15 protein-coding genes are annotated in these 15,842 nt (G+C 65.2%); 9 read left to right on the top strand and 6 right to left on the bottom strand.

The annotated features are described in order from the left end of the window. Nucleotides 1-89: 89 nt before the first annotated feature. From ACI6S0_RS13525 to ACI6S0_RS13510, 4 genes are all read left to right on the top strand, one after another. The gene (locus ACI6S0_RS13525) at nt 90-1,097 is read left to right on the top strand and encodes a KpsF/GutQ family sugar-phosphate isomerase (RefSeq protein ID WP_136187969.1); all 1,008 of its coding nucleotides are present in this window, start codon (nt 90-92) and stop codon (nt 1,095-1,097) included. Between the two features lie 8 nt (nt 1,098-1,105). Further along, on the top strand, nt 1,106-1,906 hold the full coding sequence (locus ACI6S0_RS13520; RefSeq protein ID WP_434405948.1) for a 3-deoxy-manno-octulosonate cytidylyltransferase: 801 nt from the start codon (nt 1,106-1,108) through the stop codon (nt 1,904-1,906). Continuing rightward, nucleotides 1,903-2,496 (top strand): histidine phosphatase family protein, encoded by a 594-nt coding sequence (locus ACI6S0_RS13515; RefSeq protein WP_434403336.1) that lies wholly within the window; start codon nt 1,903-1,905, stop codon nt 2,494-2,496. Before ACI6S0_RS13520 ends, ACI6S0_RS13515 begins: the two co-directional genes overlap by 4 nt. Nucleotides 2,497-2,600: 104 nt before the next feature. Continuing rightward, complete coding sequence (locus tag ACI6S0_RS13510; RefSeq protein ID WP_434403335.1) at nt 2,601-3,455, top strand: hypothetical protein; 855 nt, start codon at nt 2,601-2,603, stop codon at nt 3,453-3,455. Nucleotides 3,456-3,991: 536 nt separating this feature from the next. On the opposite strand, the gene ACI6S0_RS13505 is transcribed toward ACI6S0_RS13510, so the two are convergent. Genes ACI6S0_RS13505 through ACI6S0_RS13495 form a run of 3 tightly spaced genes read right to left on the bottom strand, consistent with a single transcriptional unit; the run spans nt 3,992 to nt 5,835 of the window. After that, complete coding sequence (locus ACI6S0_RS13505) at nt 3,992-4,549, bottom strand: LptA/OstA family protein (RefSeq protein WP_004208265.1); 558 nt, start codon at nt 4,547-4,549, stop codon at nt 3,992-3,994. Further along, a complete protein-coding gene (locus tag ACI6S0_RS13500; protein ID WP_004208264.1) occupies nt 4,549-5,196 on the bottom strand; it encodes a hypothetical protein in 648 nt (215 codons plus the stop codon). Before ACI6S0_RS13500 ends, ACI6S0_RS13505 begins: the two co-directional genes overlap by 1 nt. A 21-nt stretch (nt 5,197-5,217) precedes the next feature. Continuing rightward, on the bottom strand, nt 5,218-5,835 hold the full coding sequence (locus tag ACI6S0_RS13495) for a ribonuclease D (protein ID WP_010338324.1): 618 nt from the start codon (nt 5,833-5,835) through the stop codon (nt 5,218-5,220). A 234-nt stretch (nt 5,836-6,069) separates the two neighbouring features. Here ACI6S0_RS13495 and ACI6S0_RS13490 point away from each other — a divergent pair, with 234 nt between their 5' ends. From ACI6S0_RS13490 to ACI6S0_RS13475, 4 genes are all read left to right on the top strand, one after another. Then, the gene (locus tag ACI6S0_RS13490) at nt 6,070-6,900 is read left to right on the top strand and encodes a cold-shock protein (RefSeq protein WP_010338325.1); all 831 of its coding nucleotides are present in this window, start codon (nt 6,070-6,072) and stop codon (nt 6,898-6,900) included. Between the two features lie 383 nt (nt 6,901-7,283). Further along, nucleotides 7,284-9,692: a TonB-dependent receptor gene (locus tag ACI6S0_RS13485; RefSeq protein ID WP_434403334.1), complete on the top strand. Its 2,409-nt coding sequence runs from the start codon at nt 7,284-7,286 to the stop codon at nt 9,690-9,692. Nucleotides 9,693-9,907: 215 nt separating this feature from the next. Further along, nucleotides 9,908-10,228, top strand: coding sequence for a hypothetical protein (locus tag ACI6S0_RS13480; protein WP_313231730.1), 321 nt, complete (start codon nt 9,908-9,910; stop codon nt 10,226-10,228). A 31-nt stretch (nt 10,229-10,259) separates the two neighbouring features. Next, nucleotides 10,260-11,708 (top strand): hypothetical protein, encoded by a 1,449-nt coding sequence (locus tag ACI6S0_RS13475; protein ID WP_434403333.1) that lies wholly within the window; start codon nt 10,260-10,262, stop codon nt 11,706-11,708. An 89-nt stretch (nt 11,709-11,797) separates the two neighbouring features. Here the strand turns inward: ACI6S0_RS13475 and ACI6S0_RS13470 are convergent, their stop codons facing one another. Then, nucleotides 11,798-13,213, bottom strand: coding sequence for a helix-turn-helix domain-containing protein (locus tag ACI6S0_RS13470; RefSeq protein WP_434403332.1), 1,416 nt, complete (start codon nt 13,211-13,213; stop codon nt 11,798-11,800). Nucleotides 13,214-13,353: 140 nt separating this feature from the next. On the opposite strand from ACI6S0_RS13470, the gene ACI6S0_RS13465 reads away from it, so the two are divergent. Further along, entirely contained in the window at nt 13,354-13,527 is a 174-nt protein-coding gene (locus ACI6S0_RS13465) for a hypothetical protein (RefSeq protein ID WP_004208258.1), read from the top strand. A gap of 154 nt (nt 13,528-13,681) precedes the next feature. On the opposite strand, the gene ACI6S0_RS13460 is transcribed toward ACI6S0_RS13465, so the two are convergent. Next, nucleotides 13,682-14,683: an inorganic phosphate transporter gene (locus ACI6S0_RS13460; protein WP_004208257.1), complete on the bottom strand. Its 1,002-nt coding sequence runs from the start codon at nt 14,681-14,683 to the stop codon at nt 13,682-13,684. A 15-nt stretch (nt 14,684-14,698) separates the two neighbouring features. Then, on the bottom strand, nt 14,699-15,817 hold the full coding sequence (locus tag ACI6S0_RS13455; RefSeq protein WP_004208255.1) for a DUF47 family protein: 1,119 nt from the start codon (nt 15,815-15,817) through the stop codon (nt 14,699-14,701). Between the last annotated feature and the right edge of the window lie 25 nt (nt 15,818-15,842).

Below are 15,842 nucleotides of genomic sequence, written 5' to 3'. Positions count from 1 at the left end.
ATGGACGTTGCGCTGGTCAAGGCGCATCGACACCGCGGGCGTCAGTCGGAACATATCGGCGACGATGCGCGGAAAAAAGGGCAAGAAGCGTGTCGACAGTTTCGAAGATCGTACCGTTCGGCTCGGGTGTACATATTGTGGAGACAGCGTGCAGCAGTCTCGCCCTGGCAGCCAGGGGGCTCAATACACTCGAAGCCAAATTTTCCGACCGGGAATTTTCCGCTGCCTTTCTGCGGCTCGTCGGAATCATCATCAATGTCCGTGGACGCGTGATCGTTACCGGTATCGGCAAGAGCGGCATCGTCGCGCGCAAGATGACGGCGACGCTGACCTCCACCGGCACGCCGGCGCTGTTCCTGCATCCGGCTGATGCCGGCCATGGCGATCTGGGCATGGTGACCCCGGACGATGTGGTGCTGATGCTGTCCCACTCGGGTGAATCGACCGAACTCGGGCCGATCATCCATTATTGCAAGCGCTTCGGCATCCCGCTGCTGGCGATGACGGCGCAGGCGCAGAGCACCGTGGCCGAGGCCGCCGATGTCTGCATGCTGATGCCGGCTGTGCGTGAAGCCTGCCCCAATATGCTGGCGCCGACCACTTCGACCACCTTGCAGATGGCCTTTGGCGACGCTCTGGCGATGTCGTTGATGGAAATGCGCGGCTTTTCGGCTGACGATTTCTACAAATTCCACCCCAATGGCCGGCTCGGCGCACAGCTCGTCAAGGTGCGCGAGCTGATGTCGGCGGGCAGTGACGTGCCGCGGGTGTGCGAGGATTCCTCGCTACTCGACGCCACGATCGAGATGACGCGTGCGCGGTTGGGCGGCACGGCCGTCGTCAACCAGGGCGGTCAACTGATCGGCGCCTTCACCGATGGTGATCTGCGCAGGGCCGTGACCGGCAAGCAGAATCTGACCGACGCGGTCGGCCGTTTCATGACCGTGACGCCGCAGACGATCGGTCCGGATGAACTGGCGTCGGAAGCGCTGCGCATCATGCACGATCGCAACATCACCTTGTTGTTCGTGTGCGAGGATGGCGATCTGGTCGGGGCGCTCCACATGCACGACCTGCTGCACGCCGGGGTCGCCTGACCATATTGGTGGTCATTCCGGCGCGGGCGGGGTCGTCCCGCCTGCCACGCAAGCCGCTGCGCCTCATTGCGGGGCGCAGCCTGTTGCATCGCACGATCGCCATGGCACGCGCGGCGATCGGCGTGCGCGCCGGCGTGGCTCTGGTCGTCGCCACCGATGATGACGAGATTGCAGCCCATGCGCAGGCCGCCGGCTGCGACGCGGTGATGACCGATAGCGCGATCGCCACCGGCTCGGGCCGCGCTCTCGCCGCCGCCCGCGCGCAGACCACCCAGCCCGACTTCGTCGTCAATCTCCAGGGGGATTCTCCCTTCCAGCCCGAAGGGGCGCTGGGCGCGGTGATCGAGGCGCTGGATGCCGGCGCGCAGGTCGCGACCCCGGTGATCGGGCTCGACTGGGCCGCGCTCGATGCGCTGCGCGAGCATAAGCAACGCTCGCCCTTCAGCGGCACGACCTGCGCGCGCGGTGCGGATGGCCGGGCGCTCTGGTTTTCCAAGACGATCATTCCCGTCATCCGCGATGAGGACAGGCTGCGTGCCGCCGGCCCCATATCCCCCGTCTGGCGCCATGTCGGCCTTTATGGCTATGCCTATGACGCGCTCGCCCGGTTCGAGGCATCGCCGCCCACGGCGCTCGAAAATCTGGAGGGGCTGGAGCAGTTGCGGCTGCTGGAACTGGGCATCGATATCATGACCGTCCCGGTCGATCCGCCCGTCTTCGACAGCAGCGGCATCGATACCGAGGCCGATATCCAGCGGGTCGAGGCGCTGATCGCCGCCCATGGAGACCCGACGCCGGCCCTGTCATGAGCCGGCGCATCTTCGTCATCCGCCACGGCAACACCTTCGCCTCCAGCGCCGATGCGCGCCGGGTCGGGGCCGGCACCGACATTCCGCTGGTCGACAGCGGCATGGCCCAGGCCCAGCGTCTCGCCAGCCATTTCGCGGCCCAGTCGCTCGGCACCGTGCGTCTCTACAGCGGCCCGTTGCAGCGCGCGCGCCAGACCGCGGCGCCGATCGCGGCCGCGCTCGACCATCCGGTCGACGCCATCCTGCCCTGGCTGGACGAGATCGACCATGGCCCGGACGAGGGGCAGCCCGAGGCGACCGTCGTGGCGCGTCTTGGCGAAGCGGCGATCGCCGCCTGGGACCGGGACGGCATCGTGCCCGATGGCTGGACCGTCGACGCCCCCGCGCGCATCGCTGCCTGGCGCACCTGGTTCGCCGCAGAAGGGGAGGGGACGGAATTGCTGGTCACCAGCAACGGCGCCGCCCGCTTCGCCCTGCTGGCGCTGGGCCTCGCCCATGGCCAGCTCAAGCTGCGCACCGGGGCCTTTGGCGAACTGGTCGTCGATGCGCCGGGCCAGGTGCGGCTGTTGCGCTGGGACGAGCGCCCCTAGGGATTATTCCCGGCCGATCTCCGCAAAGCCCGCGATTGGCCGCCGCTCTCGATCGGGTCATTCTGTCCCCGCGCAGAATGTTCGAAAGGGGAAGGCGCTTGGCCATGCAGACGGGATATCATCGCAAGATCGCCTGGCTCGCGGGCCTGTTCGCCATGGCGCCGCTGCCGGCGATCGCGCAGGATGCGGGATCGCCGGCAGCGCCTGCCATCACCTCCGGCCCACCGCCGGCGGGCGGCAGCGACCAGGATCTGGCGCTGCAATTGTCCAACCCGGTCGCCTCCCTGATCAGCGTGCCGTTCCAGGAAAATCTCGATTTCGGCGCCGGGGATGATGGCATCAAGTCGACGCTGAATATCCAGCCGGTGGTGCCGATCAGCGTCGGCAAGGACTGGAACATGATCGTGCGCACCATCGTGCCGGTCGTCGCGCAGAATAGCTATCAGGGACCGGGCACGGATGCCTTCGGCCTTGGCGATATCACCCAGAGCTTCTTCTTCTCGCCCAAGGCGAACAAGGGCATCATCTGGGGCGTGGGGCCCGCCATCCTCTATCCCTCGGCAACCGATCGCTATCTGGGTGGGGACAAATGGAACGCCGGCCCGACCGTCGTGCTGCTCAAGCAGATGGGCCAGAACACGGTCGGTTTCCTCGGCAACCATATCTGGTCGATCGCCGGCAAGGATGACCGTTCCGAAGTCAGCGCCAGCTTCATGCAGCCCTTCTTCAGCCACACTACGTCCCACGCCACCACCTATGGCATCAACGCCGAAGCGGCCTATGACTGGAAGGGCAAGGACTGGCTGATCCCGGTCAATCTCACCGTCACGCAACTGACCAAGGTCGGCGATCAGGCGGTGCAGGTGGGCCTTGGCGGCAAATATTATGCCGTCTCGCCCGACGGCGGCCCCGAATGGGGCATCCGCATGATCTTCACCCTGCTGTTCCCGAAGAAATAACGGATTTCGCAGCCACGCAGCCAAAGGCCGGCGTCCCTGGTGCGGAGCAAGCAACATCCGGGGCCATGGGGCGACTGTCCCGGATATGGGACGGCATCGGCACGATGCCAGCTAAATGGCCAGGAGGGTGGGAAGTAGACATTCCTCCCCGGCACGGGGAGGGGGACCGCTCGCGTAGCGAGTGGTGGAGGGGCACAGGCCGGATAGCGCAGCGCCAAGAGGCACCTGCCCCTCCGTCAGCGCTTCGCGCTGCCACCTCCCCGTTCCGGGGAGGAATGCCCACTTCTGGGTGGAAACAAGACATAGCCCCTCCCTTCCAGGGAGGGGTTGGGGTGGGTTGCGAGCGCAGCGAGCTTCTGCCCTATCGACCGTAGACCGCCGCTACGCGGCGCACCCACCCCCGGCCCCTCCCTGGAAGGGAGGGGAGTAGGAAACGTCAGATTCTGGTCGTTAGCCGCCAAAGCCCGCCATCAATGACGAGAATCGATAGCCGTTGGACCGCCTGAAACGCGTCGCCCGGCCTCCCGAACCCCGGATCAGTTCTTGCGCTGCGGCACCGTGAAGGTGCCCGACACGCGGCCGCTGGGGCTGGTCGATGTGCCGGCGCCGCCGGTCGAGCGGCCGTCGACCGTGGTGCGGCCGCTGTTGAGGTCCATCACCAGCCGTCCGCCGGTCAGGCGGTTGACGCCCTGGGTCAGCGAGACATTGCCGACCATGGTGATCAGCTTGGCATTGAGGTCATAGATGGCGACATTGCCGCGCGCGGTCTGGTCGGCCTTGGTGATGACGACATTGCCAGACGCGTCGATGCGCTGGATTTCCACGCCATTGCCGGTGTTCGCCGCGCCATTGGGCTGCTGCTTGTAGGCGACGGTCATGCGGGCGGCGTTCAGCGTCATGCCGGCCTGCGTCACCTCGACATTGCCCGATACCACCACCCGGTCGGCGCGGTCCTGCACCTCGATCCGGTCGGCGGTGAAGTTCACCGGCGCATTGCTGTCATGATTCTTGAACACCTGCGCATCGGCGCCGGCGTAGAGGAGGCCGGTCGCGCCCAGCGCAACGGTCGACAACAGGATGAGGGTGCGTTTCATCACTTTTGCCCTTTGAGGCCATTTTGTTCGATGCGCAAGGTCGCCCGGCCGTTGAGCGTGACCGTGCGTGCATTCATGTCCGCTTCCAGATGGTCGCCGCTGAACGTGCCGATCGGGATGCGCCCGTCGACCCGGCCCGCACTCTTCATCCGCCGCGTCTGCAAATCGATGCCGACGTCGCGGGTGACCAGGCGATATCCGCCGGCCGCCTCGAACTGGACCGGGCCGACGATCGCGACTCGCTCGGTCTCCATGTCGTAACGGCCCTTCTGCGCGTTCAGCACCGCCGGCCCTTCGGGCAGCAGGATGCGCGCGGCCATGTCGTTCAGGTCGACGATCGGCTCGCGTGAGCTTTTCTGCACGGCCGAACCGGCCCGCAGCGAGAAGGGCTGGCCCTTGCTGTCCTGCCCGCGATAGAGCGCCTCGGACACGCGCATCCGCTCCTTCGCCACCTCGACCTTGTTCTTGTCGAGCACGAAGCTGACCTTGTCGCCGCCGGTGAAGGGGGCCATGGCCAGCAGGGCGGTCAGCACGCCGACCGCCACCGGCAGATAATTTTTGAGCAGGCGCACCAGCTTGTCATGGCTGCCACCGGGCCGGGCCCAATGGCGGCGGACGTTGCGCTGTTGCTCGGCCTGGATGGACATGTCTGCCTGCCGCCCTGTCGCTTACATGTGCGAGAAGATGTCGTTCTCGGGCCAGCCCGCCAGGTCCAGCGCCGCGCGATGGGGCAGGAAGTCGAAACAGGCCTGGGCCAGTTCCATCCGTCCTTCGCGGGTCAGGCGCTTGTCCAGTTCGGTCTTCAGCTGGTGCAGGAAGCGCACGTCGGACGCGGCATAATCCTTCTGCGCGTCGGACAGGTTCGGGCCGCCCCAGTCGCTCGACTGCTGCTGCTTGCTGATGTCCTGGCCCAGCAGTTCGCGGACCAGCTCCTTCAGGCCGTGGCGGTCGGTATAGGTGCGCACCAGCTTCGACGCGATCTTGGTGCAATAGACCGGCGCTGCCACCACGCCCAGATAATGCTGGATCGCGGCGATATCGAATCGGCCGAAATGATAGATCTTGATCCGCTCCGGATCGGCCAGCACCGCCTTCAGGTTCGGCGCAGCATAATCGCTGCCGGGGTTGAAGCGGACCAGATGCTCATCGCCCTTGCCGTCGCTGATCTGGACGACGCACAGGCGATCGCGCGGGGTGATGAGCCCCATGGTTTCGGTATCGACGGCGATCGGGCCGGGGGCAAGGACGCCCTCGGGCAGATCTTCTTCATGGAAATGGACGGTCATGACTTTTCCCTCTATGGGGAAACGGGCCATATCGCAATCAAGGCTTTGGCAGATAGGGCCTGTAAATCGGCGCTGCGGGCGCTCTTTTTGCCCGATATGCGAAATCATTCGCGCTGCCCGGAAAACTTGATATAGTGATTCCCAAACCGCGACTTTGCGGTGGATTGTGCATGTCATTCGCCCGACATGTTTGTCCAATGTGTCTTGGGGCGAAGCGAAAGTGACTAACAGGGCATGAGTTTTGACAGAGGGCGCCGCGGCGGGCGCGGCAAGGACAAGCGCGACGGTTTCGGCGACGACAATTTCTACGACCAGGGCAGCGGCGGCGGCTTCGGCGGCGGTGGCTTTGGTGACCGCGGCGGCTTCGGTGGCGGCTTCGGCGGTGGTGATCGTGGTCGTGGTGGCTTCGGCGGTGGTGATCGCGGTGGCTTCGGCGGCGGCGGCGGTGGTTTCGGCGGCGGTGGCCGCGGTGGCTTCGGCGGTGGCGGCTTTGGTGGCGGCGGCGGCGGTGGTCGCGGCATGCCGGCCCAGGTCGTTGGCGAAGGCAAGGGTGTCGTCAAGTTCTTCAACGGCCAGAAGGGTTTCGGCTTCATCGTTCGTGACGATGGCGGCGAAGACGTGTTCGTTCACATCAGCGCGGTCGAGCAGGCCGGCCTGACCGGTCTGGCCGAAGGTCAGCCGCTCGGCTTCACCCTGGTGGATCGTGGTGGCAAGGTGTCGGCGACCGATCTGGTCATCGACGGCGAACCGCTCCCCGTGACCGATCGTGCGCCGCCGCGTGAACCGCGCGAGCCCCGCGCCGGTGGTTTCGGTGGTGCAGAGCGTGGCCCGCAGCGTCAGCTGACCGGCGAACGCGCCAGCGGCACGGTCAAGTTCTTCAACGCCATGAAGGGCTTCGGCTTCATCCAGCGTGATGACGGCCAGCCGGACGCTTTCGTCCACATCAGCGCTGTCGAGCGCGCCGGCATGGGCGCCCTGAACGAGGGTGACCGTCTGGACTTCGAACTGGAAGTCGATCGTCGCGGCAAGTACGCGGCCGTCAATCTCCAGTCCAAGGCCGACTGATCGGCCGTCGCCCGTTCGCCGTACGGGCGACGTGACAGGAATATCGAAGGGGGTCGCCTGCCCGGCGGCCCCTTTTTCGTTTCTGCCGTTCATCTCGATCAGCCGACATGTTGCCATATATCGTCAAAGCGATGCGCCTTGATGTGGTGCATGAATCGTGAATATCGGCGAAAATATCCGATGATATTCAGATCAAAAATGCCGTAAATTCGGCGCTTATCTGCAATTGATCAACATGTTGATCTGCATGTTTTTCTGATGATCATTTGCCCCATCGGTCAATTCGGCGAATTTGCCTGACCATTGGCCTCGGATCATAATCATCCCGAATGGAATGAGCCTTGCGGCATTGTCGACAAGGCCTGACCCAATGGGAGGATGATATGAAGCAGGCCCTGATCGGCCGTCTGCTGGCGACTGTTGCTGCCGGCCCGGCCCTGATGCTCGCAACCGCACAGGCGCAGGATGCCGCCGCACTCGCGCCCCAGGCTGACGCCGGGGCAGGGGAGATCATCGTCACTGCCCGCAAGCGCGACGAGCGGCTGATCGACGTACCGGTTGCCGTCTCGGCGCTCTCGACCGACCAGATCGAACGCTATGCCACCACCAGCTTCCAGGCGATCAGCCAGCAGGTGCCGCAACTGGTCATCGCCGAATCGCAGAATCAGGTCGGCGGCTCGATCAACCTGCGCGGCATCGGCGCCGGCATCTCCAACCCCTCGACCGAAACCGCCGTGACCCTGAATTTCGACGGCGTGCCGATCAGCTATGGCAACGCCATCCGCCTCGGCCAGATCGACCTTGGCCGGGTCGAGGTGCTGAAGGGACCGCAGGCGCTCTTCTATGGCAAGAACAGTCCGGGCGGCATCGTCTCGCTCATCTCCCAGGATCCGGGCAAGGATTTCGAGGCGAAGCTGCGCACCGGCTATGAATTCATGGCCGACCAGCGCTTTGTCGAGGCCAGCGCCTCGGTGCCGCTGACCGACGGCCTCGCCGCCCGCGTCGTCGGCTATTATTCCAAGGAGGATGGCTGGTTCCGCAATGTCGCCGAACCGATCGCCGGCATCACGCCGGGGCGCGGCGCCGACAGCCTCAATTCCGAAGATGTCTTCGTCCGCGGCACGCTGGCCTATGATGCGGGCGGATCGACCCGGATCAAGGCGAAGGTCAATTATGGCCAGCGCGAACGGGACGGCGTCGGCCCCACCGGCCTCAGCCAGATCATCTACTGCCCCGCCGGCGTCAGCCGCTATGGCTCGACCGACTGCACGCTCAACCGCAATTTCTACGATGCCATCCTCGCGCCGGCGACCGCCGCCAGCGATCCCAGCTATGGCGATGGCGTGCCCTTCATGAAGTCGAAGCAGTTCCTCGCCTCGCTCAGCATCGACCAGGATCTGGGCGACGCCTATACCCTGTCCTCGGTCACCGGCTATTACCGTCTGCGCGAACGCTCGGTCGACAGCTTCACCTTCTCCAACAATCCCTATTTCGGCGCGTCGAACGACATCACCGCCAAGGGCTTCAGCCAGGAACTGCGCCTCGCGTCCGACTATGACGGGCCATTGAACTTCCTCGTCGGCGGTTTCTTCCAGGACGCCCATTTCCTCACGCGTCAGGCCTTCACCACCAATTTCGGCACGCCCTTCGTGGTCGGATCGACCTATTATGACGTCCATACCAAGGCGACGTCGGTCTTCGGCCAGCTGCGCTACAAGATCGCCGATCCGCTCGAACTGGCCGTCGGCGGCCGCTATAGCTGGGAAGACAAGTCGCTGACCGGCACCTCGCTCGGCAGCCCGATCCAGATTCTCGGCCCGAAGCAGAATTATACCGATTTCTCGCCCGACGTGACGCTCACCTGGCGCCCCGACAGCGACCGCACCGTCTACGCCGCCTATCGCGAGGGCTTCACCTCGGGCGGCTTCAACACCGTGCCGACGCGGCTGCGCACCGATGCCGACCAGAGCCGCGCCGCGATCGACCTCTCCTATGACCAGATGACCGCGAAGGGCGGCGAGATCGGCACCAAGGGCTATGTCGCCGATCGCCAGATCCTCTACGATCTGGTCGGCTATTATTATAAATATAGCGGGCTCCAGTTGTCGCGCTACGACAACGCCTCCTTCACCCAGCTGACCCAGAATGCGGGCGGGGCGGAGATCAAGGGCGCGGAACTCAGCCTCACCATCCGGCCGCGCACGCTCGCGGGCCTGACGTTCAATACGGCGATCGCCTACAACAACGCCCGCTACACCGATTTCATCGGCGGCTGCTATGCGGGCCAGTCGATCGCGCAGGGCTGCAATCTCAATCCGCTCAACCCCAATCTGCCGCAATCGACCTGGGGCACGGCCGCCAATCCCTATCAGAATCAGGACCAGACCGGCCAACGCCTGTTCCGCGCGCCCGAAATCGCGATCACCGGCGGCTTCACCTATGATCACAGCTTCGCCGACCGGCTCGGTGGCTCGCTGTCGGTCGATTTCAATTACAGCAGCGCCTATGTCACCCAAACGGAGGGCAATCCCAGGACGCTGCAGGATGATTATGTCCAGCTCAACGCCGTCCTCTCGATCAATGGCGGCGCGGGCAAGCCCTGGGAATTGTCGCTGATCGGCCGCAACCTCACCAACAAGCTGATCATCGTCGGCGGGTCGGTGGTGGGCGCGAGCGCGGCCGGCACCGGCACCAACGCCGTGCGCGAAGGCGACATATTGGGTTCGCTCGGCGCCCCGCGTGCGGTGATGCTGCAACTGACGGTGAAGAGCGGCCTGCTGGGCGGCCGCTGATCATCCCTATGCAAATACTATGAAAACGGGCCGGAGGTCGGCTGGAATTTGACCGACGGGGGCCATTAAGTCCCTTGTCCCATGACCCACCGACCTCCTCCTGCCGCCTCTGCTGATGCCGGGCGGCGCAGCGATCGGCCACGGCTCACCGGACGCCTGTCGATCCGGCCGCGCGCCGCCCCGGCTCCTCCGGCATGGCAACGGAGCCGGGCATCATGACCCGGCGCGACCTCGCCTGGCGTGGCCTGGGCCTGCTGCTCGTCGGCGCGGCGGCCGGCAGTTCGCTGCTGCATCGCGCCCTGACCCTGGACGGCCCGGCGTCGGCGCCGCTTGAAATGGCGCTGGCCCTCGCCAGCTTCAGCTTCGCCAGCCTCGGCATATTGCTGCTCTGCCAGGGCGTGCGCCTGCGTGACGGCTGGCGCCGCGACCTCGACCGGCGCCAGGCGCAGCGCGATGGCCATCGCGATCCCCTGATCCTGACCGAAGATCGCGCCCCGCTCGCGGCCTTTCTGGCCGCCCGCGCCCGGCGCGACTGAACCCCTTCCCATATTCCCAGAGGACAAATTTGTGAGCGAACGCGACCTGCATTTCGTGATCCCGACCTATCGCCTGCGCGACGTCGGCGCGACCGTCGAGGCCTATGACGAGAATTTCGCCCGTAGCGGCCAGACCGCGCCGATCATCGTCTTCGATGATTCCTCGGTCGCCAATCATGACAAATATTTCGGCGCGCTGGAGGCGACCAAGACGGTCAACGACCTCTGGTATGTCGGCCCCGCCGAAAAGGAGCAGTTCGTCTCCTACATCTGCAAGCGGCTGCGCGATCGCAAGCTCGACGTGCTGGTCCGCAACCTCTTCCGCCCCAGCTATGGCGGCAATCGCAACTTCACCCTGATGTACACACTGGGCGACCTGATGGTCAGCGCCGACGACGACATGCGCCCCTATGCCCTGATCGAGGACAGCCCGGAAACGCTGGGCGAACGGGAAATCAGCCGGGGCAAGACCATCCCGCGCGGCGCCAATGGCCACACCCGCAAATCCTACGACATCCTCGAATCCTTCCGCGACATATTGGGCAAGACGGTGGCCGACGCGCCGGCCAATTACGACCAGGGCGAACTGGTGATCGACAGCGCGATGGATCTGGAATCCAACAATTCGCTCGGCTTCGCGCGGGAAAACAGCCTGACCCTTCAGGAGGGGCGGTTGCCCCGCTCGGCGGTGGTGAAGATGGCGCAGACCTTCCGCACCGGCACCAACGACATCGACGCGGTCGATTTCGTCGACAAGTTCCTCGACGATCCGGACGAGGTCGATGCCGAACGGCTCAACGATACCTATGTGCTGGTCAATTTCCGCCCCTGCCTCACCAATCTCAACTGGCGAATGGATTGCGGCGTCGCGGGCTATGATAATCGCACCGGCCTGCCGCCCTTCTTCCCGACGCGCTTGCGGTTCGAGGATTATATTTATCGCCTCTGGATTCAGCAGTCGAACATGGTCTCGGCCCATGTCGATTCCGCCCAGACCCACATCAAGAACAGCTATATGCGCAATCCGCTGGCGTCGGAGGTGTTCAACGAGGCGATCTGCGGCCTGCTCAAGCGCAAGATCCGCACCAGCCTCAAGCGCACCGACGAATGGTCGATCGCCTTCGACTATGACGGCGCGGTCAGCCTGCAGGACAGCGAGGAGATATTGGACAGCGCCCGCGCCTTGCATGACCGGGTGCTCAAGAGCATGGCCGACGCGCGCACGACCGAGCGGCGCGACGCGCTCGGCCATTTTGCCGCCGGCCTGTCACGCACCTTCTATGATTTCGAGCCGGATTTCTTCCAGCAGAATGTCAGCCGCATGGTCGATGACGAGGTCGGACTGATCCGCTCCTCGCTCGAAATCTGGCCGACCCTGCTGGAGATCGTCTATTTCAAGCGCCATTGCCGCAACCTGCCGATGCGCCGCGTGAAGAACCGCTCCGCCCGATCGCCCCAACCCAGACCCGTAGCTGCCTGAGGGTTGGCGGCAGGCGCTCCGTTTCCGCCCCCTTCATCCCGGCGACGGCCGGGGCCCCTCTCAGTGACGGGGGCGGGGCGGAGCGCCTATCATACCCGCCGGAACGGGAAGGGGCTGGCGGTCCGCTCATAGCTGTGCAGGTCGAGTGCGCGCGTCACCGGCGGCAGCGCCCGGTCCGGGCAGTCGCGCCGCTCGCACAGATGGCAGGTCGGCCCCACCGTCACCGCGTCGTCGCGCTCGGTATCGATGCCATCGGCATGGATGATCCGCCCGGCATGTTTCGCTTCGCAGCCCAGCGCAATCAGCTGCCGCCCGCGCGCGCCATCGGCACGGGGCAGGGCGATCGCCAGCGTGAGGAAGCGCCGCTCGTCCAGCGTCTCGATCAGTTGCGGCAGCACGATGTCGGGCGCGTCGGCCGTATGCACGTCCCAGCGCGGGCAGGTGCCGCCATAGCGGGCAAAGGGATAGGCCTCGCCATCGAAGCGCTTGGACACGATCCCTGCCCGGTCTATCCGCACCATGAAGAAGGGGATACCGCGCGCGCCGGTGCGGTTGAGGCTGGTGAGCCGGTGCGCCAGCTGCTCGGTCGACACGCCGAAGCGCGCGCGCAGCAGGGGAAGGTCGTGCCGGCTTGCCTCCGCCGCCTGGCGGAACCGGTCATAGGGCATGATGAGCGCCGCTGCGGCATAGTTGGTGAGCGCAATGACGGCGAGCCGCCGGCTGTCCTCGTCCGGCGGCGCAGTACGCGTCACCTGTGCCGCGATCAGGTCGGCCATCTCCTGCGCGCAGAGCTGATAGGCCATGGCGAACAGCCGCCCCGATGCCGGCAGTCGCTCGCTCAGCATCAGCCGCCGCCGGTGCATGTCATAATGGCGCACTGTCCCGGCCAGCACATCGGCACGCACCATCTGCACCGCCATGCCATGCCGCTCCTTCAGGCGCGCGCGCAGTCCGACCTGCAACAGCGCCGGGTCTTCCTCCAGCTGCGCGGCGATCCCTTCGGCTGCGGCGTCGATTTCGGCGAAATGATTGCCGGCCTTGGCCACCGTCTCGCGCCACCAGTCGACCGGCGCGACCAGCGGGGCAGGGGCGGCGCCGCGCCCGCTCGCCTGCATCTGCTCGGGCAGGCGGCGCAGGTCGGCCAGCGCGCGATAGAAGCGGCCGATCGCCTCGCTGACGCCGGGATAATTTTCCGCGACTTCCAGCACTTCGTCGCGCGCAATGCCGATGTCGCGCACCAGCGCATCGGACAATATCTCGGCCAGGTCGCTCGCTGCGCCATCCTGGCTGCTGGCGGTGAAGTCGCGAATGTCGATGTCATAGGTATTGGCCAGCCGCAGCAGCATCTGTGCCGTCAATGGCCGCTGGTTGCGCTCCAGATGGTTGAGATAGCTGGGCGACACGCCCAGTTCCTCGGCCATGCGCGTCTGGTTCAGCCCCAGTTCGCGGCGCAGCACGCGCAGCTTGGGGCCGAGATAGAGCTTCCGGTCGGTCACATCTGCCATAAGGTCATATTGTCATGATTTGACAATATGAACAAGTCGCGGCGTGACTTGCGGCCACTCATCGCCCTTCCGCTTTGCCTTCGACCTGTCAATATCGCTGTCATCAACCAGCACAGCCACAAGGCAGGAAGGACAGGAAGATGACGACCGATACGATGGAAGCGCCCCAGCCCGCCCGCTCGCGCGCGGTCTTCAGCCAGGAGGATTTCGGCCTGATCCGCACCGCCATCGCCCACTATCTCAAGGAAGTGCAGGACCAGCCGGAATCGGTCAAATACGCCAATCTCTACCACCGCCTTGGCCGCGTGGCGTGATCTGGCTTCAGCCTAGCTGAAGCAAACGGCACCGGCCCGCGCCCCCACCCGGCCTCCCATCCAGGATATACTGTGGGAGGCCGGGTGGGGTTCGAGTGAGTCACGTGCCTCGCTCGAAGGCCGGTGCCGCATCCCGCGTGAGCGGGCAAAAGACTCAGAACAAACGCGTCAGGCCATAAAACAGCGCGCCGATCGCGGCCGCTGCCGGCAGGGTCACGACCCAGGCGACGATGATGCTCGACGCGACGTTCCAGCGCACCGCCGACAGCCGGCGGGATGCGCCCACGCCGACGATGGCGCCGGTGATGGTATGGGTGGTCGATACCGGCACGCCCAGATGGGTGGCCATGAACAGGGTGATCGCGCCGCCCGTTTCCGCGCAGAAGCCCTGCGCCGGGGTCAGGCGGGTGATCTTCGATCCCATGGTGTGGACGATCTTCCAGCCGCCCAGCAACGTGCCCAGGCCCATCGCCGCCTGACAGCTCAGCACCACCCACATCGGCACATGGAAGCCGCCGGTCAGCAGCCCCTGCGAATAGAGCAGTACCGCGATGATGCCCATCGTCTTCTGCGCGTCATTGCCGCCATGGCCCAGCGAATAGAGCGAGGCGGACACCAGCTGCAGCTTGCGGAACACCCGGTCCGCGCCCTGCGGCGTGAACTTGCGGAAGATCCAGCTGATCGCCAGAACCAGCATCAGCGCCAGGAACAGGCCGACGGCGGGGGATATCACGATCGCCGCGCTGGTCTTGAACACGCCGCTCCACACGATCGCCGACAGGCCCGACTTGGCCGTACCCGCGCCCAGCAGGCCGCCGACCAGCGCATGGCTGGAGGAGGATGGGATGCCCAGGCCCCAGGTGATGAGGTTCCAGGCGATCGCCCCCATCAGTGCGCCGAAGATCACCGAGGCGTCGATGATGTCCGCGCTGACGATGCCCTTGCCCACCGTCTCGGCGACATGCAGGCCAAAGAAGAGGAAGGCGATGAAGTTGAAGAATGCGGCCCAGGCGACCGCATATTGGGGTTTCAGGACCCGCGTCGACACGATGGTCGCGATCGAGTTGGCGGCGTCGTGCAGGCCGTTCAGGAAATCGAACAGCAGCGCAACGCCGATCAGCGCGATCAGCAGCGGGAAGGCGAGATGGGCTTCCATATCCGGTCAGGCCTGTCAGGCGTGGTCGATGACCAGGCCGGAAATCTCGTTGGCGACGTCCTCGAACCGGTCCGTCACCTTTTCCAGATGGCTGTAGATTTCGTTGCCGACGATGAAGTCCATCGGGTTGCCGGCGCGGGCTTGCTGGTACAGGGCCTTGAGGCCCGCCTCATGCAATATGTCGGCATGGCCTTCCAGCTTGACCAGCCGCTCGGTCAGCTCGTGCAGGCGCGCCGAATTGATGTTGAGCGAGCGCAGCAGCGGCATCGCCTCCGCCGTGATCCGCGCGCATTCGACGATCAGCGCGCTCATGTCCTGCATCTGCGGCGCGAAATCCTTGACCTCATAGAGCGCGATCGCCTTGGCGGTCTGGTTCATCTGGTCGATCGCGTCGTCCATCACGCCGATCAGGCCGGTGATGGCACTGCGGTCGAACGGGGTGACGAAGATGCGGCGGACATCCTGCAGCACCTCGCGGATGATGTCGTCCGCCTCATGCTCGCGGTCCGAAATCTCCTTGATATGCGCGTCCATGTCCGGGCCGCCCTTGAGCAGCTTGGCCAGGGCGTCGGCGCCGGCGACCAGGGTCGCGGCATGGTCTTCGAATTGCTCGAAGAAACGCCCCTGCTTGGGCATCAGCGCGTGAAACCAGCGCAGCATTCCAGTCCTTTCACTTTGCTTCTCGCGGATCGACAGCAGCAACCGGAGGAACCAGCCCGGATCCGCGGGCGGTTCGCGGAAAGCCGCGATGATCGATTGCAGTTCGGGTTCGTCGACGGCCTTTGCGGCTTCGGCGACGGAAAACCAGCGCAGCTCGCGCTGCCCTTTTTCGGGCCATTGCGTCAGATGGCCGGTCACGGCAAGCGGAAAAACCTCGACATTCGCCTCGCGCGACTTGCCGCTGCGCTTGCGCTTGTCATAGCTATATCGGCCGATCGGCGCGGGACAGGCGATGCCATGGATGCCCGCTTCCTCGAACGCCTCGACTTCCGCGGCGCGATGGCCGGCCAGCCCCTTGATGCGATTGCCCTTGGGAATCACCCAGCGCCCGGTGTCGCGCGACGTGATCAGCAGGATCTGCATCGACCCGTCGATCGGGTCGCTGGTATAGGGGAGAGCGGCAATCTGGCGCATTATCGGCGGCTTACGGGCGACCTGC

This window comes from Sphingobium sp. DN12, assembly GCF_051058005.1.
Lineage (GTDB): Bacteria > Pseudomonadota > Alphaproteobacteria > Sphingomonadales > Sphingomonadaceae > Sphingobium > Sphingobium yanoikuyae.
The sequence above is the reverse complement of the archived record's forward strand: the minus strand, read 5'-3'. Positions and strand labels throughout refer to the sequence as shown.